The following is an 18,299-nucleotide window of genomic DNA, read 5'->3' on the forward strand; positions in this document are numbered from 1 at the left end:
TGGCACTCGGGTGTGTGCCGCTCTAGGGTGAGGACTGCTTCGTACGGCGGCCGTTGGTGGCCGCTGTCGACCAGGTGAGGAATGGGAGGTGTGACCGATGGCTGTCTCTGTGATGGGCGCTGCCCGCAACCAGAAGATCATCCACTCCACCTCCGTGGCCTCCGGCTGACCTTTCACAGCGCGCACCTGCGCGGAGCCGGGGCCGCCCTTGTGAAGGGTTTCCCTTGAACCTCTCTTCTCTTCCGGTGACTTCGGCTTCCTCGCACCCTCTCGCCAAGTACGGCTGGGACACCGGCTGGGAGTCCGAGTTCGCGCCGTACGCCGAACAGGGGCTCCTGCCCGGCCGTGTCGTCCGTGTCGACCGCGGCCAGTGCGACGTGGCCACCGCCGACGGGGTGCTCCGCGCGGACACCGCCTTCGTCACCCCGCACGACCCCCTCCGGGTCGTGTGCACCGGCGACTGGGTCGCCGTCGACCCCGCGGGCATCCCCCGTTACGTACGGATGTATCTGCCGCGCCGCAGCGCCTTCGTGCGCTCCACCTCCTCCAAGCGGTCCGAGGGGCAGATCCTCGCGGCCAACGTCGACCACGCGGTCATCGCCGTCTCGCTCGCCGCGGAGCTGGACCTCGCCCGGATCGAACGCTTCCTCGCACTGGCCTGGGAGTCCGGGGCGCAGCCGGTCGTGGTGCTCACCAAGGCCGACCTGGTGCCGGACGCGATGACCCTCTCGTACCTCGTCGAGGACGTGGAGACGTCCGCGCCCGGGGTGCCGGTGCTGCCGGTCAGCGCACGGCTGGGCGAGGGACTCGACGTCCTTTCCGCCGTCCTGTCCGGCGGCACGGCCGTACTGCTGGGGCAGTCCGGCGCCGGGAAGTCGACCCTCGCCAACGCGCTGCTCGGCGAGGACGTCATGGCCGTCCAGGCCACCCGGGACATCGACGGCAAGGGCCGCCACACCACCACCACGCGCAATCTGCTCCTCCTGCCGGGCGGGGGAGTCGTCATCGACACCCCCGGGCTGCGCGGGGTCGGGCTCTGGGACGCCGGCACCGGTGTGGGCCAGGTGTTCTCCGAGATCGAGGAACTGGCCGCGGAGTGCCGTTTCCACGACTGCGCGCACGGCACGGAACCCGGATGCGCGGTGCGTGCGGCGCTCGATGCCGGGGAACTGCCCGAGCGACGGCTGGACAGCTACCGCAAGCTGCTGCGGGAGAACCAGCGGATCGTCGCCAAGACGGATGCCCGGCTGCGGACCGAGCTGCGACGTGAGTGGAAACGGAAGGGGGCCGAGGGGAAGGCGGCGATGGACGCCAAGCGGGGGCGCCTGCGCTAGAGGCCTCCGGCCGGGCTCGGGGCCCCGCCCCCGGACCCGGCCGGAGGGCGCCCTTCAACCGGATCCAGGCTCTTGTTCGGGGCCCGGAGCCCGGAGGGGTGGGAACGGCCGGGGGTGAAAGCCGTCCGGCGGCCGGGTGACCGGACCGACTCCGAACGGGTGACGTTGTGTTACCCCGCCGACGTGTCCCGGGAAGACATCGAGCGCTTCCCGGCCCCGTGCCCGGGGCCACCGGTGCGGAGAGGGCGTGTCCGTATGATCCACCTGCGTCGACTGACCGGGACCCGGCGCCACTGCCTCGCCGTTCTCCTGCTCACCGTCCTGTCGACCGCGGCCACCTTCCCGGGCGCCGTCGGCCGGGCGGAGACGGCACCGCAATGGACCGGCACCTGGGAGGCCGCCGCCTCCGGCACGGCCCCCGCCCTTCCCGGCACCTCGATCCGCAACGTCGTACACATCAGCGTCGGCGGCACAGTCGCCCGGATCCGTCTCTCCAACCGTCTCGGCACCTCCCCCCTCCGCCTCGACGCCGTGACCGTCGCGTTGCAGCGGGCGCACGGCCCCGCCGGTCCCGAGGCGGTGCCGGGCTCCCTGCGCACCGCCACCTTCGCCGGCGCCACCTCCGTGACCGTCCCGCCGGGAGAGGACCGGGTCACCGACGCCGTCCCCCTCGCGGTACCGGCGGACGCCAACCTCCTTGTCACCGTGCACACCTCCGCCGACTGCGGCCCGGCGACCTATCACCGCACCTCTCTCCAGACCGGCTTCCTCGCCAGGAGCGGCAACCATGCGGCCGACCCCGGCGCCACCGCGTACACGGGCAGGATGTCCCACTGGTACTACGTGACCGGCGTCGACGTGCTGCGTCCGGCCGCCCCGGACAGCGTCGTCGCGCTCGGCGACTCCCTGACCGACGGCAACGGATCCTCGTACGGCACCAACCACCGCTGGCCCGACCTGCTGTCCCGGCGGCTGCGCGGACTGTCCGCCGAGCGGCGGCCCGGCGTTCTGAACGCGGGGATCTCCGGCAACCGCCTGCTGCGCGACGGGGTCGGCCCGAGCGCACTGAGCCGTCTCGACGCGGACGTCTTCTCCCGCACCGGAGTGCGCACCCTGGTCGTCCTGGAGGGCGTCAACGACCTCAAGGGCACCCCGCCCGAGACCGATCCGGGCGCCTTGGTCCGCGCGTACCGCCGGATCGTGGCCCGCGCCCATGCCCACGGCATCCGTGTCGTCGGCGCCACCCTCACGCCTTTCGGCGGCCACGGAAGCTGGACGCCGGCGCGCGAGGGCCTCCGCCACGAGATCAACGCCCTCATCCGCGGCGGGCTCTTCGACGGCGTAGTGGACTTCGACAGGGCCGTCCGCGACCCCGGTCGCCCCGATCGCATCCGTCCGGCCTACGACCCGGGTGACCACCTCCACTTCAACGACCTGGGCATGAAGGCGCTGGCCGACGCGATCGATCCGGCCCTGCTGAGCCGGTGACAGGCACTCGGATGGGCGGTGCCCCCGACGGGGAGCCGCCCCGTTCGGCACAGGCGTGAGTTCCGGCGTCGGTCAGTGCCGTGCGACCCAGCCCCGTTCGTAGGCGTGCCAGCCGAGTTGAAGCCGTGTCGTCACCCCGGTCAGCTCCATCAGCCGCTTCACCCGGCGCTGTACGGTGCGCAGACCCAGGTCGAGCTGCTTGGCGACGCTCGCGTCGGTGAGCCCGGCGAGCAGCAGCGACAGGACCTCCAGGTCGGTGCTGTCGGGCCCGTCCGGTGCCTGCTCGGTGGCGCCGGAGGCGCCGAGGCGCAGCGGCAGCGCGTCCCGCCACACCGACTCGAACAGACCGGACAGCAGCTCCAGCAGACCGCTCGCGTGGACCACCAGCGCGGCAGGCTCCGCCGTGGGCGCGGTGAGCGGAACCATGGCCAGCGCCCGGTCGGCGACCACCAGTCTGGTCGGCACCGAGTCGGCGACCCGCACCTGCTCGTCACGGCTCAGCGCGGCGGTCAGCTCGTTGATGCCGTCGGGCTGGTCGAGCACCGTCCGCTCGACGACCACCCGGTAGCGGACACCGGGGGCGGAGGCCTGTTCCTCCGCGTCGTTCTCCGTCCCCGTCACGGCGACCGGGGTTTTGGTGACAAGGGCGCACACCTCCTCGGTCGCGCCGAGCCGGAGCTGCAGGAAGCGCTGAGCGACCGCGGCCGCGCCGGTCACCACCTCGACCAGATCGTGGACCGCGGGCTCGGAGGCCGCCGCCCGGTACTCGTCGGCCAGCAGCGCGGCCGCCAACTCGGCCTGCTCCAGCTCGTGCCGCTGCTGGATGAGCAGCGCGCCCAGCGCCACTCCGGGCGGCGCAGCCACCCAGCGACCGGGCCGGGCGGAGGACCGGGCCGCGAGACCGTGCCCCTCCAGTCGGCGCAGGAGACGCTCGGTGTCCCGCTCGCCGAGAACCAGCCTCCGTGCCAGATCGGGCACGTCTGCGGCGCCCACCGACACCAGTGCCCGGTACGCGGACTCGTGGGTCTCGTCGAGCCCTATCGCTGCCAGCATCAGCCGTCGTCCCTCCCCTGAGACAAGGTCCCGCGGTGCGGTGCGTGGCGGAAAGCGGCCACGGCGCAAACCCGCCTGGGAACATCATCGCCGTACTGCTGCTCTCTCTGCCAAGGTGGCGCCACCGGAGCGGCACTCGCCGCCGGTCGTCTCGTACGACGGTCCGGCGGGTGACGACGGAACCCCGGGAAGACGGGTCATGCTCGGCCCCCGGACCGGGGGCGACGCCCCCCTCGGCCGGTTTCGCATCGCCGTTCGAGGCGACGTCCGACACGCCGTCAGGAAGCCGGTGGTTCGGCAGGATTTTCCCGATGCCCCGTTTTCATACGCCCCGTACGGTGGACAATCGGGGGCATGAGCCAGCAGGGGGAGAGGGCCACCGGCCACGAGGACGACTGGTGGGGGCAGTTGTACGACGACGCCACCGGAGACACGGGACCGGCCCCCGCGGCCGACAGCCTGGACGACCGTTTCGCCTCCGCGGCGGGCGCGGTCGGCCGGGGAACCCCCGGGGACCGGGCCGAGCCACCGCAACCGACCGAGCCGTCACCGGCTCTCCCGGAACAGCGCGGACCGGGGCGGCAGACCGCCCCCGCACCCTGGAGGGCCCCCACCGCCGCGCCCGCGGAGGCGGCCGGGGGGACCGGCGCGGAGGACGCGCCGCGTGATGACGGGCCCGTGCCGTCCGGGGTATCCGGTTCCGGCCGCACCACCGCCTCCCCGCCGAACACCGACCTACCGAACACCGATCCACCGAACATCGATCCACCAAACACCGACCCACCGAACGCTGCCCCACCAGCGCCCGGGAAAGGCGCCGCTCGGCCCGGCTCGGGGGACGCGGCTGCTCCGCCCGGGGCCGGGGAGGCCGGCGACCCGTTCGGGCCCGCGGAGGCCCGGCGGTCCGCCGGGCAGCGTCCTGGGCCTCTGCCGTGGGACCCCCCCTCCGCCCGTCCGCAGGGGCCGGTGACCTTCCCGCTCGGATCCAGCGCCCCGGAGTTCCGCGCGGCGGCCCCCCTGGCGGGAACCCCGACGCAGCCGTCGCCCGCCGCGGTTCCGCTCCCGGACCGCCCTCACGCCCCCGTACCGCCGCCCCCCGGCCGCTCCCCGGTCGATGCGGCGCAGCCCCCCGGCCGCTCCCCGGCCGATGCGCCGCCGCCCCCCGGCCGCTCCCCGGCCCACGTACCGCCCCCGCCCGCCGTACCGCCACCTCCCGGCCGTCCGCCGGCCGTCCCCACCGACGCCGTCCCGCCCGGACCCGCTCCCGTAGCAGCACCCCCGCCGCCCGGCGAAGCCCCGTCCCCTGCCCGTCCGCCCGCGGAGGGCGCCGTCCCCCGCACGCCGGCCCCGGTCGACTACGTCGGCTCCGGCCCGCCCACCTACGACGCCGAGCCCACCGCCCTCCCGCTCGCCGACCCGGACGCCCTGGACGATCTGGTGCCCGACACCGTGCTGGACGGGGCGCGCTACGGAGCCCTGACGCTGCGCGCGACCTCCGTGCGGGGTGACTCGGCGCGCTTCAGGGGCGAGCCACGCCGGGACTGCCTGCTCACGGCCCGCTTCGGCACCGGCGACCAGGCCCTCGTCCTCGTCGCCATGGCGACCGGCGCCCGGGGCACCCCCGGGGCACACCGGGCCGCCGCCCAGCTGTGCCAGTGGATCGGACGGGCCGTCGGCCGCAGCCACGTCCCTCTCGGCGAGGACATCCGGGCCGGCCGGCGCGGCGACCTCAAGTCGGGCCTGCAACGGCTCACCGACCGCAGCCTCGGCAAGCTCCGCGCGAGCGCCGCCGAACAGGGCGTCGACCCCGACGAGCACACCGCCACCCTGCGCTGTCTGCTGCTGCCCGCCGACCCGGCCTGCCGCACACGGGTGTTCTTCGGTGTCGGCGAGGGCGGCCTGTTCCGGCTGCGCGGCGGGGAATGGCAGGACATCGAGCCCCGTGCCGCCGAGACGGCGGGCGAGCCGGTGGTCGGGTTCGGCTCGCTGCCGTCCGAGACCCCCGAGGGCGACCGCCTCACCATGGACCTCGGCATCACGACACCCCCGAGCCCCTTTGAACCGGCACCGGAACCGCCAAGGGACCCCTTCCGCTTCCGTGCCTCCATCGCCCGCCCGGGCGACACGCTCCTGCTGTGCACCAGTGGCCTGGCGGACCCGCTGCGCGGCGAACCGCAGCTCGCCGAGCATCTGACGGTTCGCTGGTCGACGGGCGGACCGCCGACCCTCACCGCGTTCCTCGCGGACATCCGGGTGAGGGTGAAGGGCTACGCCGACGACCGTACGGCGGCCGCGGTCTGGGAGGCGTGATCGCGGGCGCTGTGGGTTGATGGATCCAAGGAGACCGAAGGGGTGCATGGATCCATGGCCAAGCAGAACGTCGCCGACCAGTTCGTCGACATCCTCGCCCGGGCTGGAGTCAAACGCCTGTACGGGGTGGTCGGCGACAGCCTCAATCCGATCGTGGACGCCGTCCGCCGCAACTCCGCCCTCGACTGGGTCCATGTGCGGCACGAGGAGACCGCAGCCTTCGCGGCGGGCGCCGAGGCGCAGATCACCGGCAAGCTGACCGCCTGTGCGGGCTCCTGCGGCCCCGGCAATCTGCATCTCATCAACGGTCTGTACGACGCCCACCGCTCCATGGCCCCGGTCCTCGCCCTCGCCTCCCACATCCCGTCCAGCGAGATCGGTCTCGGCTACTTCCAGGAGACCCACCCGGACCGTCTGTTCAGCGAGTGCAGCCACTACAGCGAGCTGATCTCCAACCCGAAGCAGATGCCCCGCCTGTTGCAGACGGCCATCCAGAACGCGGTCGGCCGCAGCGGCGTCAGCGTCGTCTCGCTCCCCGGCGACATCGCCGACGAGCCCGCGCCCGAGCGGGCGGCCCAGACCGCCCTCGTCACCTCACGGCCCACCGTCCGTCCCGGCGACGCGGAGATCGACCGGCTGGCGGCGATGATCGACGAGGCGGAGAAGGTCACCCTCTTCTGCGGCAGCGGCACGCGGGGTGCGCACGCCGAGGTCATGGAGTTCGCCGGGAAGATCAAGGCCCCGGTGGGACACGCCCTGCGGGGCAAGGAGTGGATCCAGTACGACAACCCGTACGACGTCGGGATGAGCGGCCTGCTCGGCTACGGCGCCGCATACGAGGCCACCCACGAGTGCGACCTGCTGATCCTGGTGGGCACCGACTTCCCGTACAACGCCTTCCTGCCGGACGACGTGACGATCGCCCAGATCGATGTGCGACCGGAGAACCTGGGCCGCCGCTCCAGGCTGGACCTCGCGGTGTGGGGCGATGTGAAGGAGACCCTGCGCTGTCTCATCCCGCGGGTGAAGGAGAAGAAGGACCGGCGCTTCCTGGACAGGATGCTGAAGAAGCACGCGGACGCGCTCGAGGGAGTGGTGAAGGCGTACACCCGCAGGGTCGACAAGCACATCCCGATCCACCCCGAGTACGTGGCCTCCGTCCTCGACGAGATCGCCGCCGACGACGCGGTCTTCACCGTCGACACCGGGATGTGCAACGTCTGGGCCGCGCGGTACATCTCCCCCAACGGCCGCCGCCGTATCATCGGCTCGTTCTCCCACGGCTCGATGGCGAACGCGCTGCCGATGGCGATCGGGGCGCAGTTCACCGACCGTCGGCGGCAGGTCGTGTCGATGTCCGGTGACGGCGGGTTCTCCATGCTGATGGGCGACTTCCTGACCCTCGTGCAGTACGACCTGCCGGTGAAGGTGGTGCTCTTCAACAACTCCTCGCTGGGCATGGTGGAGCTGGAGATGATGGTCGCCGGACTCCCGGCGTACGGCACCAGCGCCAAGAACCCCGACTTCGCGGCCGTGGCCGAGGCGTGCGGGGCGTACGGCGCCCGGGTCGAGAAGCCCAAACAGCTCGCGGGCGCCCTGAAAGAAGCGTTGCGGCACAAGGGGCCCGCGCTGGTGGACGTCGTCACCGACCCGAACGCCCTTTCGATCCCGCCCAGGATCAGCCGGGAGATGGTGACGGGGTTCGCGCTCTCCGCATCGAAGATCGTGCTGGACGGCGGCGTCGGGCGCATGCTCCAGATGGCCCGCTCCAACCTCCGCAACGTGCCCCGTCCCTGAGCCTGTCATTTGACGGCAGTCACCTGCGTGTCATGCTCGCGATCACGTCAACCGGGCTCCCGCGCTTCGCCTGCTGACCGACGTGGCGGCGCAGCGTGCCCATACGGGGGTGCGCCTGTCATCGACAGGATCGACAAGGAGAAGCAGGGTGCGTCAAGGCGTGATCCGCAAGGGGAGCAGGACGGGGTGAACTTCTAGACCGTGCCCGGCCCCGCCGCGCCCTGGATGTCCCGGTGCATATGGTCCATCAGCTCACCCATGTCACCGACCTCGGGATCGAGTTCCCCGGCGCGCGGCGCGACACGGCGGAGCCAGTCCGCAGTGGCCAGCGCAAGCGCGGTGGCCTCTTCTCTCCGGCCGTCGCCGAGCAGTTCCTCGATCTTGAAGGCGAGGCTGCCGAGGGTCTCGTCGTCGGTTTCCGGTACCAGGAAATCCTCGAGGCCCGGTGGATAGGGTGTCCGCTCCCGGGATTCCCGCAGGGCCGTGACAACCGCGGGATTCCCGCTGTATCGGTCGAGGAGTCCCATCAGGACGTACAGCCGTGCCACCAGCCGTGGCAGCCCCGGGTGCCGGTCCAGCCAGGTCATCAGCTCGCCCTGACCACCAAGGTGGTCGATGACCTGTGTCATCGCCTCGGTGGGCTTGTTGGACAGGACCCAGTGGAACGGCAGCAGCCGCGCGACCTGGTCGGCGAGCGCGGCCTCGCCCTGGGAATCCAGCGTGCCCGCGACAAACCTGCCGACCAGCGCGGGATCCAACTCGAAAGAGGAAGGCGCCGACCGGTCTTGAGAGGTGCGTGACGCGTCGCGGCGCAGACGCAAGAGCTCGTCGACGATTTTGCTCAGCGGTTTCTCGTGCACGGGGCCTCCCCGCACGCCATGAGGTGCTCTTCTTTTCCAGGGTATTTGTTCCCGGGCGCCGGTCGCTCGGGAAAGGCCGGCGCTCGATCCTGGAACGATGTCCGTGTGGCGGCCTGCCGGTCGGGCGATGACACTGGGGGCAGCGGCGCCTGAAGATGTGGTGGGCCATGAATACCGTCGAAGAAATGATCCAGGTCGCGGTACCGGTACGCACGGCGTACAACCAGTGGACTCAGTTCAAGAGCTTCCCGCGGTTCATGTCCGTGGTGAAGCGGGTCGAGCAGGTCAGGCCCGCAGTGACCACTTGGGTCATCGGCTGGGGACCGGTGCGCCGTGAGTTCGAGGCCGAGATCGTGGAGCAGACACCGGACGCCGGCCTGGTCTGGCGCAGTCTGGAGCGTCGCCCCTCCCACCGGGGCGAGGTGTCCTTCCGCCCCACCGCGGCGGGCGGCACAGCGGTCACCGTGCGGATGCAGGTCGAGCCGCGCGGACCCGCGAGCGTCTTCCCCGATGTCTCCAAGATGGTCGGCCGTGTCGTGCGGTGGGAACTCGGGCACTTCAAGGAGTTCATCGAGGGGCTGGGGGAGGAGGGCGGGGCCTGGCGGGGAAGCATCCGCAACGGACACGTGCTGCCGGCCGAACCGGACCCGCCGAGGAGCCGGGTGGCCAGCTGGCCCGTCGGCTGATTCTCGTGCCCGACCCGGCAAGCGAGAGGCAACCTGATGCAGAAGCCCGCCGGCGAAGAGCCGGAAGATCCGCTCACGGTGACACCGTCCAAGAAGTGGGCCACGGGAGTGCCTGCCGTCGCGCACGCGCTGGAGTATTCCCTGGAGCAGACGTCCCCGTGGCGAACCGGTGTGACGCTGCTGACCATGAACCAGGTGGACGGCATCGACTGTCCCGGCTGCGCGTGGGCGGATCCCTCTCCGGGGCACCGGCATCGCAACGAGTACTGCGAGAACGGCGCCAAGCACATCAACGACGAGGCGACGACGCGCCGTATCACCGCCGACTTCTTCCGCAGGTACACGGTGTCCGAACTCGGCCGGCGATCCGACATGTGGTTGAACCATCAAGGGCGGCTCACCGAACCGATGGTCAAGTGGGCGGGCTCGGACCACTACGAGCCGATCAGCTGGGCCGACGCCCTGGGAGTGCTCTCCGAGGAGCTGACGTCACTCGACTCCCCCGACGAGGCGGTCTTCTACACCTCGGGCAGGGCCAGCAACGAGGCCGCCTTCGTCCTGCAGCTCTTCGCCAGGGCATACGGCACCAACAACCTGCCCGACTGCAGCAACATGTGCCATGAGTCCAGCGGGTTCGCCCTGCACGAGACGCTGGGCACCGGCAAGGGCACGGTCAGCCTCCACGACATGCACCACGCCGACCTGATCTTCCTGGTGGGGCAGAATCCCGGCACCAACCATCCGCGGCAGCTCTCCGCGCTGGAACAGGCCAAGCTGAACGGCGCGCGCATCATCGCGGTCAATCCGCTGCCGGAAGCCGGGCTGCTGCGCTTCAAGAACCCGCAGAAGGTCCGGGGGGTGCTCGGACGGGGCGTGCAGATCGCCGATCGGTTCCTGCACATCCGACCCGGCGGGGATCTGGCGCTGTTCCAGGGGCTGAACCGGCTCTTGCTGGAGGCCGAGGACGCCCGGCCCGGCAGCGTACTGGACCATGACTTCATCCGCACCCACACCAGCGGCTTCGAGGAGTTCGCCCGGCACGCCCGCACCGTCGAGTGGAAGGACATTCTCAGCGCCACGGGGCTGACCCTCAAGGAGATCGAGAAGGTCAGGGACGACGTGTTGCGCAGCGAACGTGTCATCGCCTGCTGGGCTATGGGGGTGACCCAGCACAAGCACGGCGTGCCCACCATTCGGGAGATCGTGAACTTCCTGCTGCTGCGCGGGAACGTCGGCAAGGCGGGAGCCGGGGCCTGCCCGGTACGCGGGCACAGCAATGTGCAGGGCGACCGCACCATGGGCGTCTGGGAACAGATGCCGGACTCGTTCCTCGACGCGTTGCGGCAGGAGTTCGGTTTCGATCCGCCGCGCGCCCACGGGCTGGACACGGTGAACTCGATCAGGGCCATGCGGGAAGGCCGCATCAAGTTCTTCCTCGCTCTCGCCGGCAACTTCGTCCGGGCGGCCCCGGACAGCGCGGTCACCGAGGAAGCGATGCGCAAGTGCCGCCTGACCGCCCACATCTCCACCAAGCTCAACAGGTCCCACACCGTCTGCGGCCGGACCGCACTCATCCTGCCGACCCTGGGCCGCACGGAACGGGACGTCCAGGCCGGCGGGGAGCAGTTCGTCACCGTGGAGAACTCGATGAGCGAGGTGCACACCTCCCGAGGACGCCTGAAGCCGGCCTCCAAGCTCCTGCTCAGTGAGGTCGCCATCCTGTGCCGGCTCGCCCGCCGCACCCTCAACGGCAGGGCGGACATCCCGTGGCACGGGTTCGAGGCCGACTACGGGGCGATCCGTGACCGGATCTCCCGCGTCGTGCCGGGACTGCACGACTTCAACCGACGGGTGGCGCGTCCCGGCGGTATCAGGCTGCCGAACCCGGTGAACGAGGGCGTCTTCCCGACCGCGGTCGGCAAGGCACTGTTCACCTGCAACGCCTGGGAGATGCCGCACGCGCCCGAGGGGCACCTGCTGCTGCAGACCCTGCGCTCGCACGACCAGTGGAACACCATCCCCTACACGCTCGACGACCGCTACCGGGGCATCCACGGAAGCCGCCGGGTGGTGCTCGTAAACCCCGCGGACCTGGCAGAACTCGGCCTCGCGGAAGGAGAGCACGTCGATCTGGTCAGCGTGTGGACGGACGGCGCCGAGCGCCGGGCCGAAGACTTCGAGGTGGTCCCCTATCCGACCGCACGCGGCTCCGCCGCGGCGTACTACCCGGAGACCCAGGTCCTGGTGCCGCTGGACAGCGTGGCCGAGATCAGCAACCAGCCGACGTCGAAGGGGATCGTCGTCCGACTGGAGCCTGCACCTGTCCGGCCGGGCGCATCCCCGCGGTGACCGGTCTGTCAGGGGATCAGTCCCACCGGCGATGGTGGAGCCGCTCCAGAAGGAGGTAGGCCCCTTGCTCGGCGGCGGCGAGTCCGGCGGGATCGATTTCCGCGGACCACAACTCACCTGCCGCGGCGTCGTCGGCCTCGCGCAACTCCACCACCGCCATGGCCAGAGCCGTCGGGACGTTCGGGTGCGGTGGCCCTGAAGGGGCGGCCAGCGCCTGCTCGGCGCGCTCGGCCGCGTCCGTGCAGGCGGCCAGTGCGCGCTGCACCCGCACCGCGGCACGGTCATGGACCACCACCAGCGCACAGACCAGCCCCACCCCGATCCCCAGAAGGCTGGCCAGCCCTCGGTCCTGGACGAGCTCCCCGGCGGAGACAGGGGCGGCCAAGTCGCTCAGCAGCAGGGCCAACGGCGTGAGGAAGACGACGCCCAGGGCGTAGTTGCGGGCCACGAGGTATTCCAGCAGAAACTCCAGGAGCGCGATCACCAGGGTGAGGGCCACGGGATCGGGGTGTGCGGCGAGCACCCCGAGTGCCAGCAGCAGTCCGATGACCGTGCCCAGCGTCCGCTGGACGGCACGCTGTGCCGTCGTGCGGATGTTGACCGAGTGCAGCACGGCGGCGGCCGAGATCGCCGCCCAGTAGCCGTGCCCCAGCCCCAGCCAGACGGCCAGCCCGCCCGCCACCCCCGTGCCCAGGACCATCCGCAGCGCGGGAACGACCCGGACCGAGAGATGCCCGGGGCCGCCGAGGCGGTGCCCGGCCATGAGTTCGGAGGCACGGCGCGCGGCGGGATCGGCCTGCGCCGCGGCCGTCCCCGGCACGGAGCGGACCGCGCCCTCCCGAGCGGCCGAAGCCGGGGGCGGCAACCCGGGCACCAAGGGCGGTGGCCGACGGCGCCGGTCCCCGAGGAGAAGAGTCTGCCGGCGCAGGGCCTGCGCCGTGGCGGTGAGGTCGTCGGTCGACCGGCGCGCGGACCCGATCAGCAGCGACCAGGACATGTCGGCCAGGCGCACACAGGTCCCGTTCCGGCCGCCTTCCCGCGGATGCGTCGGCAGTGTGAGCCCCAGGGACCGGTACGCCTCCAGCACGGCCACCGTCGCCCGATGACGGAGCCGGCCGGCCGGCTTCCCGGAGCCGACCGCTTCCAACAACTCCGCCAGGGCGCGCAGGGCGCCGGCGACGGCGAGGCGCTGAGGACGGTCCGGGTGCACGAGCCGGCCTCCCACAGCCAGCGCCCAGGCCACGGCCGATGCCGCCGCGGCCAGTCCGGTCTGCGGGAGCACGGCGGTCGCAGCGGTCGAGGCGTTCGCTGCCACGGCGAAGGAGAAGAGCAGCAGAACCGCGCCCAGCCCGCCCAGCCCCGTCGCATCACACGCGAACTTGGCCAACCCGGCAACCAGGGCCGTAGCCGCCACCACCGCCATGGCGCCGGCTCCTCCGGCTCGCGGATGGACCGATGCCGCGAGAGCCGCACCACAGCCCACACACGCCGTCATGGCCAGCCCCACCAGCGCGAGAACGCGCGCGCGGCGACGGTAGGGAAGATTGCGCCCGAACGTGGTGGTGAAGGCGCCCAGCACGGCGTAGACGGCCAGATCGGGCCGCCCGGCCAGCACGATCGGCAGCGCCACCACCACCATGGTCAGGGCCGCACGGAGGGCGAAGAGAAGCGCTCCGTCCACCTCGTGCAGGGTCAGCGCACCGCGCGGGGAGAGCACCCGCACCACACCCGCGAACCGTCGCCGCAGTCCTTGACTCCTGATGTGTGCCACCTGCTACTCGTCCACCGCGCTCATTCGGGCCGTCTGTGCCAGGCTGCGATCATGGCTCCGAAAAACACCACCGGTACCGATGGCACCACAATCTATTACGGTGATCCGGACACTCCACACGTACTCCGGGTATTCCTGGAGTTGCGCGACCGGGCGAGCCACCGTATGGCGGAAAACCTTCTCGACACCATCCGTCAGGTCGCCGATGAGCGCAGTTCGTCGTTCGGTTCCATTTTGCGGCGCTGATCGACGACACGGTCGGCGGGTCCGGTTCTCGACGTGGTCTGAGCGCGCTCGCCGCAGCCGCCGACGTCGGCCGGCGGCAATTCATCGACTACCTCAGGACCTTGCTCGCTCAACAGCCGTTCCCGCCCGGCGACGACCGGTTCGCCGACCCGTCGGTACTGCTGTCGCCGGCGGGTGAGGTGGACGGTTTGAGGTCCGCTGAATTCGACCGGAAGGTCACGGGTGATGAGTACATGACCCGGGCGGGAGAAGCGGTAGGGAACTTCGAGTCCTTCGGTGTGGTGGGAACTCCGGTCGTCCGGTGTGACGATGAAGTAATTCCCGTCGTGAAGAGCGAAGGCGGTCCTGTGATCACCCGCAGGAGTTCCTGGCCCAGCTCCAGCGCTGAGTCTCATGGAGGACGACGGCTGTTGACGTTTTGACAGGACTGGCGTCTGCCGGATGGGGGCATGGATTCCCCTGACGGGTTCGGGCAGGAGGGGAACCGACAACCACGTACGGGACGGGGGACATGAAGAGGCGAGCACGAGGAGGCGGTCCCGCGACCATCGGGGCCTTCTCGGCGAAGACGGGGGAAACGGCCTACGGTGCGACGGACCGCTCAGCGGGCCTTAAGCTCAGCCGCAGGCTGGGACAGGCGGACTTACGGGCGGTGCCCGAGGTACGCAGGGCACTGAGGGAACTGCTGACGCACTGGGGGAAGCCGGGACGATCCGAGATAGCCGAACTGCTCACCAGCGAACTGGTCACCAACGCGCTTGTCCACACCGACCGCGACGCGGTCCTGACGGCCACCGTCTCACCCCGCGGACTGCACGTGGAGGTACGGGACTTCGTGCGGCGCAGACCGCATCTGCGGATGCCGACCATCGACGACGGTACGCACGGCAGGGGCCTGGTCCTCGTGCAGTCCCTCGCGGACGCGTGGGGCGTACGGGCGCACGGGGTGGGCAAGTCGGTGTGGTTCGATCTCGACGCGGAGGCCGCCTGACACCGGAAGGGGGCCCGGCAGCATGCCGCGCCCCCTTCCGGTGAAGACGTCCGGTCTCAGCCGAACTGCTGTTCAAGGTCCTTGAGCTTGCGCTCCAGGGAGTCCAGCCGCGGCAGCGCCATGGTGTCGTCCTCCGCCGTGAGATCGACCCGGATCGGGTCAGCGGAGGAGTTCCGGACGGGCTGGAGCGAGGGACGGGTGGACGAGGGCAGTTCCCCGGCGGGTAGGGCAGGCTCCGACGGGACCGGTGCGGACGCCCTTTCCACGGTGGGCATGTCGACCTGGCGCCCGCCGTTGCCGCCGGTCAGCGCGCGGTGCCCCCGGCTGAGCGCCTTGAGCTGAGCGCGCTCCATGCGCTGCTGATCGCGCCGGCGGGCCCGGTTCTGCTCCTTCTCGCGCCGGTCCTCGCGGACCTCCTCGACGGCCTCGTCCAGGCTCCGCACGCCCTCCAGCAGCATCAGCGACCATGCCTTGTACGTCTCGCGCGGAGCCCGCAGCCAGCGCACGATGCGGATCTGCGGCAGCGGACGCGGCACCAGGCCCTGCTCGCGCAGTGCGGCGCGGCGGGTCTGCTTCAGCGCGCGGTCGAAGAGCACCGCGGCCGACATCGACATGCCCGCGAAGAACTGCGGCGCGCCCGCGTGGTCGATGCCCCTGGGCGCGTGCACCCAGTTGAACCAGGCGGAGGCCGCCGCGAAGGCCCACACGAGGATCCGGGAGCCGAGCGCCGCGTCGCCGTGGCTGGCCTCGCGCACCGCGAGCACGGAGCAGAACATGGCCGCGCCGTCCAGGCCGAACGGGACCAGGTACTCCCAGCCGCCGGTGAGGCCGAGGTTCTGCTGGCCGAAGCCGACCAGGCCGTGGAAGGAGAGCGCCGCGGCGACGGCGGCGCAGCAGAAGAGCAATACGTAGGAGGCCGTGGCATAGATCGCCTCTTTGCGCCTGCGGCGCTCCTCGGCGCGCTCCCACGAGTCGTCCGCGCTCGCGTTCTCCCCGGAGGAGCGCTTTCCGCGCGCGAGCACCGCTACCGCCGCCACCGCGCCCAGGAGCAGTACGGCGCCCGGAAGCAGCCAGTTCAGCGATATGTCGGTCAGTCTCATCTGGGGTCCCTTGCATTGGGATAGGGCGTATCGCCCGCCATAGTGGCCCAATCCCTCGGGCCCTCAGGGGGTTTCGGGGCAAGAGGCCGCCAAGGAAGTGCAAGTGGAAGCCCCGGGCGGCGTTCTGCTCGAACTGCCGCTTGAGGGGCGGGAGTTGAGTTCGAATAAGACTACCCGGACGGATGGTTCCACGGAAAGTTCCCGAGACGGGTGAGGAAGTTGTTCAAACATCGTTGATCCGGGCGGGGTCTCGTTCGAGTGGATCTCATGACACCGGGGCGGTCGGGGTCGCCGGAACCCCCGGGCGCGCCCGACCGCTGAGGTCCCGTCAATTCGCGGCGGCTCCCACCAGCTTGGCCACGCGCTCGGCGTCACCGGTGCGCGGGCAGGTGACGCAGGTGTCCTCGGGGCGCACGGTGTAGAAGAGGCAGCAGCTCGCGCGGTCCCGGGTGGGCAGCGGCGCACCGTCCGGACCGGCCAGTTCACGGAAAGCGGCCGAGCCTGTGTACGGCTTCGTGGCACCCGGCAGCAGCAGTTCCAGCTCGAGTATCGCGCGCCGCTCCTCGCCGAGCAGACGGGCGACGTACCACAGGCCCTCGACGACCTCGTCCGTCACCATGCCCCACAGGGCCCGCCCGCGGCGCCGCATGCGTGGTCCGAAGCCCGCGAGCACCGGCTCCAGGTGCTCGGCCACGGCGGCCCGCACCTCGGCCCGCAGTGCCTCCTCGTCCGCCACGACCCGGGCCCCGGGCAGTGTGGCCGCCGGATCGTCCGGCAGGCATGCGAACACGCCGGTCCGCACCGCCATGCGGCCGAGGCCACGATGGAAGGCCACCTGCTCCACGGGGAGGCGGGGCACCCGGCGCAGCAGGAACCAGGGGGTGGTGATGAGCAGACAGGCCGGCCATGCGTACCGGTGCAGCCCGAAGCCCGCCACGACATCCGGCCGGGCGCCTGCTCCGTAGTCGCGGAGCACCTGCGCCTCGTCCCAGGCCAGGAACGCGTCGAGTGCGGCCCCGCCCTCCGCGAGGCGGGCGGCCGGAAACCAGCCGCCGCCCTCGGGGGCCGCCTTTCCGGGACCCAGTTCCCTGACGGCCGGCGCCCCGAACGCCTCGCCGAGCCGGGTGTACGCATCCGTGAGTGCGGACGGGGGTGGGACGGGGAGGGGCATACGGAACCGCCGTTTCACGAGCCTCTGTAGGTAAGGCTTACCTTACCGAAGATGAAGAGCGGGGGAACCGGAGCGTAAGGTGCCTAAGGTGCTTTACGAGCGGTAACAACCCCATGGGGATCCCGCCCCTGCCCAGCACCGCCAGGACCGGAGGAGGAGCCCGTGGAGCAGGCCCGTTCGCGCCGTGCGGAGGGCTCCGCCGAGACGTGTGCAGCGGACGCCCGGACGGAGGCCGCCGGAGCGCCGCCGCGGCCCCGAGCGGGGGACGAGGTCCGCGAGCGGGGCGCCGCCGTCGGCTCCACGCGCGGCGAGCACACCCACAGCGAGCCGCCCATCCCGCGTCCGCGCCTGGAGGAAGGGCCTCTGGCTGAGCGGTCCGCCCTCGGGGGGCTGCCCGGAGCGGGGCAGGGGTCCTTCGGCGGGGTGCCGTCGGGGGACGGGGGGCGGCGTCCCGCCGTTCAGCGGGCCTCCGTCCGCGGCCAGATCCTGGACGCCCTGCGTACCGCGCTGGTCGAGGGGGAGCTGACGCCCGGCGAGGTGTACTCGGCACCCGTGCTCGCCGAGCGGTTCGGAGTGTCCGCGACCCCCGTGCGCGAGGCCATGCAGCAGCTCGCACTGGAGGGCGCCGTCGAGGTCGTACCCAACCGTGGCTTCCGTGTCGCCGTCCGCGGGGCCCGCGAACTGGCCGAGCTCGCCGAGATCCGGGCACTGATCGAGGTCCCCGTGATGCTGCGGCTCGCCCGCACCGTGCCCGCCGAACGCTGGGCCGGACTGCGCCCGCTGGCCGAGGCGACCGTCCGGGCCGCGTCCTCCGGGTGCCGGGCCACGTACGCCGAGTCCGACCGCGCCTTCCATCGCGCGGTGCTCGCCCTGGCGGGCAACGAGCAGCTGGTGCGGATCGCGGAGGACCTGCACCGCCGCGCCCAGTGGCCGCTCGTCGGCGGCCCCGCCACGCCTGGCCGCGCCGAGCTGCTCGCCGACGCGGCCGAGCACACGGCCCTTCTCGACGCACTGGCAGCCCAGGACCTCGCGGTGGTGCAGTCACTGGTGCGGGAGCACTTCGCCGGGGCGGCCTGAGGCGCCCGTATGCCCGGCACGACCGGCCCGTGCCGGGGGCGGAGGCCATGGAGGGAACCGCTCCGG

14 protein-coding genes are annotated in these 18,299 nt (G+C 71.7%); 9 read left to right on the plus strand and 5 right to left on the minus strand.

Annotated features, from left to right (window positions below; all coding sequences use genetic code 11):
- The first annotated feature begins 245 nt into the window (after window positions 1–245).
- Both rsgA and ABZ876_RS20125 read left to right on the plus strand, forming a co-directional pair.
- Window positions 246–1,334: a ribosome small subunit-dependent GTPase A gene (rsgA, locus tag ABZ876_RS20120; protein WP_361782590.1), complete on the plus strand. Its 1,089-nt coding sequence runs from the start codon at window positions 246–248 to the stop codon at window positions 1,332–1,334.
- A 255-nt stretch (window positions 1,335–1,589) separates the two neighbouring features.
- Window positions 1,590–2,822, plus strand: coding sequence for an SGNH/GDSL hydrolase family protein (locus ABZ876_RS20125; RefSeq protein WP_361782593.1), 1,233 nt, complete (start codon window positions 1,590–1,592; stop codon window positions 2,820–2,822).
- A gap of 72 nt (window positions 2,823–2,894) precedes the next feature.
- Here ABZ876_RS20125 and ABZ876_RS20130 read toward each other — a convergent pair whose 3' ends face one another.
- The gene (locus ABZ876_RS20130; RefSeq protein WP_361782596.1) at window positions 2,895–3,875 is read right to left on the minus strand and encodes a helix-turn-helix transcriptional regulator; all 981 of its coding nucleotides are present in this window, start codon (window positions 3,873–3,875) and stop codon (window positions 2,895–2,897) included.
- Between the two features lie 354 nt (window positions 3,876–4,229).
- On the opposite strand from ABZ876_RS20130, the gene ABZ876_RS20135 reads away from it, so the two are divergent.
- On the plus strand, window positions 4,230–6,185 hold the full coding sequence (locus tag ABZ876_RS20135) for a protein phosphatase 2C domain-containing protein (protein ID WP_361782599.1): 1,956 nt from the start codon (window positions 4,230–4,232) through the stop codon (window positions 6,183–6,185).
- Between the two features lie 54 nt (window positions 6,186–6,239).
- On the plus strand, window positions 6,240–7,982 hold the full coding sequence (locus tag ABZ876_RS20140; RefSeq protein WP_361782601.1) for a pyruvate dehydrogenase: 1,743 nt from the start codon (window positions 6,240–6,242) through the stop codon (window positions 7,980–7,982).
- 194 nt (window positions 7,983–8,176) lie between these two features.
- On the opposite strand, the gene ABZ876_RS20145 is transcribed toward ABZ876_RS20140, so the two are convergent.
- Entirely contained in the window at window positions 8,177–8,842 is a 666-nt protein-coding gene (locus ABZ876_RS20145) for a hypothetical protein (RefSeq protein WP_361782604.1), read from the minus strand.
- A 167-nt stretch (window positions 8,843–9,009) separates the two neighbouring features.
- On the opposite strand from ABZ876_RS20145, the gene ABZ876_RS20150 reads away from it, so the two are divergent.
- Window positions 9,010–9,528 carry an SRPBCC family protein gene (locus ABZ876_RS20150; RefSeq protein ID WP_361782607.1) on the plus strand — a complete coding sequence of 173 codons (519 nt, stop codon included), beginning with the start codon at window positions 9,010–9,012 and terminating at the stop codon, window positions 9,526–9,528.
- Between the two features lie 36 nt (window positions 9,529–9,564).
- Window positions 9,565–11,877: an FdhF/YdeP family oxidoreductase gene (locus ABZ876_RS20155; protein ID WP_361782610.1), complete on the plus strand. Its 2,313-nt coding sequence runs from the start codon at window positions 9,565–9,567 to the stop codon at window positions 11,875–11,877.
- 16 nt (window positions 11,878–11,893) lie between these two features.
- Here ABZ876_RS20155 and ABZ876_RS20160 read toward each other — a convergent pair whose 3' ends face one another.
- A complete protein-coding gene (locus ABZ876_RS20160) occupies window positions 11,894–13,516 on the minus strand; it encodes an FUSC family protein (RefSeq protein ID WP_361782702.1) in 1,623 nt (540 codons plus the stop codon).
- A gap of 183 nt (window positions 13,517–13,699) precedes the next feature.
- Between ABZ876_RS20160 and ABZ876_RS20165 the strand changes: the two genes are divergently transcribed.
- Complete coding sequence (locus tag ABZ876_RS20165) at window positions 13,700–13,894, plus strand: hypothetical protein (RefSeq protein ID WP_361782613.1); 195 nt, start codon at window positions 13,700–13,702, stop codon at window positions 13,892–13,894.
- Window positions 13,895–14,405: 511 nt separating this feature from the next.
- The gene (locus ABZ876_RS20170) at window positions 14,406–14,885 is read left to right on the plus strand and encodes an ATP-binding protein (protein WP_361782615.1); all 480 of its coding nucleotides are present in this window, start codon (window positions 14,406–14,408) and stop codon (window positions 14,883–14,885) included.
- A 56-nt stretch (window positions 14,886–14,941) separates the two neighbouring features.
- On the opposite strand, the gene ABZ876_RS20175 is transcribed toward ABZ876_RS20170, so the two are convergent.
- Both ABZ876_RS20175 and ABZ876_RS20180 read right to left on the minus strand, forming a co-directional pair.
- Window positions 14,942–15,985 carry a DUF2637 domain-containing protein gene (locus ABZ876_RS20175; protein ID WP_361782618.1) on the minus strand — a complete coding sequence of 348 codons (1,044 nt, stop codon included), beginning with the start codon at window positions 15,983–15,985 and terminating at the stop codon, window positions 14,942–14,944.
- Window positions 15,986–16,313: 328 nt separating this feature from the next.
- Window positions 16,314–17,156 (minus strand): (2Fe-2S)-binding protein, encoded by an 843-nt coding sequence (locus tag ABZ876_RS20180; RefSeq protein ID WP_361782626.1) that lies wholly within the window; start codon window positions 17,154–17,156, stop codon window positions 16,314–16,316.
- Window positions 17,157–17,318: 162 nt separating this feature from the next.
- On the opposite strand from ABZ876_RS20180, the gene ABZ876_RS20185 reads away from it, so the two are divergent.
- Window positions 17,319–18,233, plus strand: a complete 915-nt coding sequence (locus ABZ876_RS20185; RefSeq protein ID WP_361782629.1) for a GntR family transcriptional regulator — start codon at window positions 17,319–17,321, stop codon at window positions 18,231–18,233.
- Window positions 18,234–18,299: the final 66 nt, after the last annotated feature.

Source organism: Streptomyces sp. NPDC046931 (assembly GCF_040644655.1).
Taxonomy (GTDB): Bacteria; Actinomycetota; Actinomycetes; order Streptomycetales; family Streptomycetaceae; genus Streptomyces.

Excerpts from the sequence above, each read along its gene's own strand:
- ABZ876_RS20160 (WP_361782702.1), bottom strand. The coding sequence starts at position 13,516 with ATGGTGGTGGTGGCGCTGCCGATCGTGCTGGCCGGGCGGCCCGATCTG.
- ABZ876_RS20135 (WP_361782599.1), top strand. The coding sequence starts at position 4,230 with ATGAGCCAGCAGGGGGAGAGGGCCACCGGCCACGAGGACGACTGGTGG.
- ABZ876_RS20170 (WP_361782615.1), top strand. The coding sequence starts at position 14,406 with ATGAAGAGGCGAGCACGAGGAGGCGGTCCCGCGACCATCGGGGCCTTC.
- ABZ876_RS20150 (WP_361782607.1), top strand. The coding sequence starts at position 9,010 with ATGAATACCGTCGAAGAAATGATCCAGGTCGCGGTACCGGTACGCACG.
- ABZ876_RS20140 (WP_361782601.1), top strand. The coding sequence starts at position 6,240 with ATGGCCAAGCAGAACGTCGCCGACCAGTTCGTCGACATCCTCGCCCGG.
- ABZ876_RS20130 (WP_361782596.1), bottom strand. The coding sequence starts at position 3,875 with ATGCTGGCAGCGATAGGGCTCGACGAGACCCACGAGTCCGCGTACCGG.
- ABZ876_RS20175 (WP_361782618.1), bottom strand. The coding sequence starts at position 15,985 with ATGAGACTGACCGACATATCGCTGAACTGGCTGCTTCCGGGCGCCGTA.
- ABZ876_RS20180 (WP_361782626.1), bottom strand. The coding sequence starts at position 17,156 with ATGCCCCTCCCCGTCCCACCCCCGTCCGCACTCACGGATGCGTACACC.
- ABZ876_RS20155 (WP_361782610.1), top strand. The coding sequence starts at position 9,565 with ATGCAGAAGCCCGCCGGCGAAGAGCCGGAAGATCCGCTCACGGTGACA.
- ABZ876_RS20165 (WP_361782613.1), top strand. The coding sequence starts at position 13,700 with ATGGCTCCGAAAAACACCACCGGTACCGATGGCACCACAATCTATTAC.
- ABZ876_RS20125 (WP_361782593.1), top strand. The coding sequence starts at position 1,590 with ATGATCCACCTGCGTCGACTGACCGGGACCCGGCGCCACTGCCTCGCC.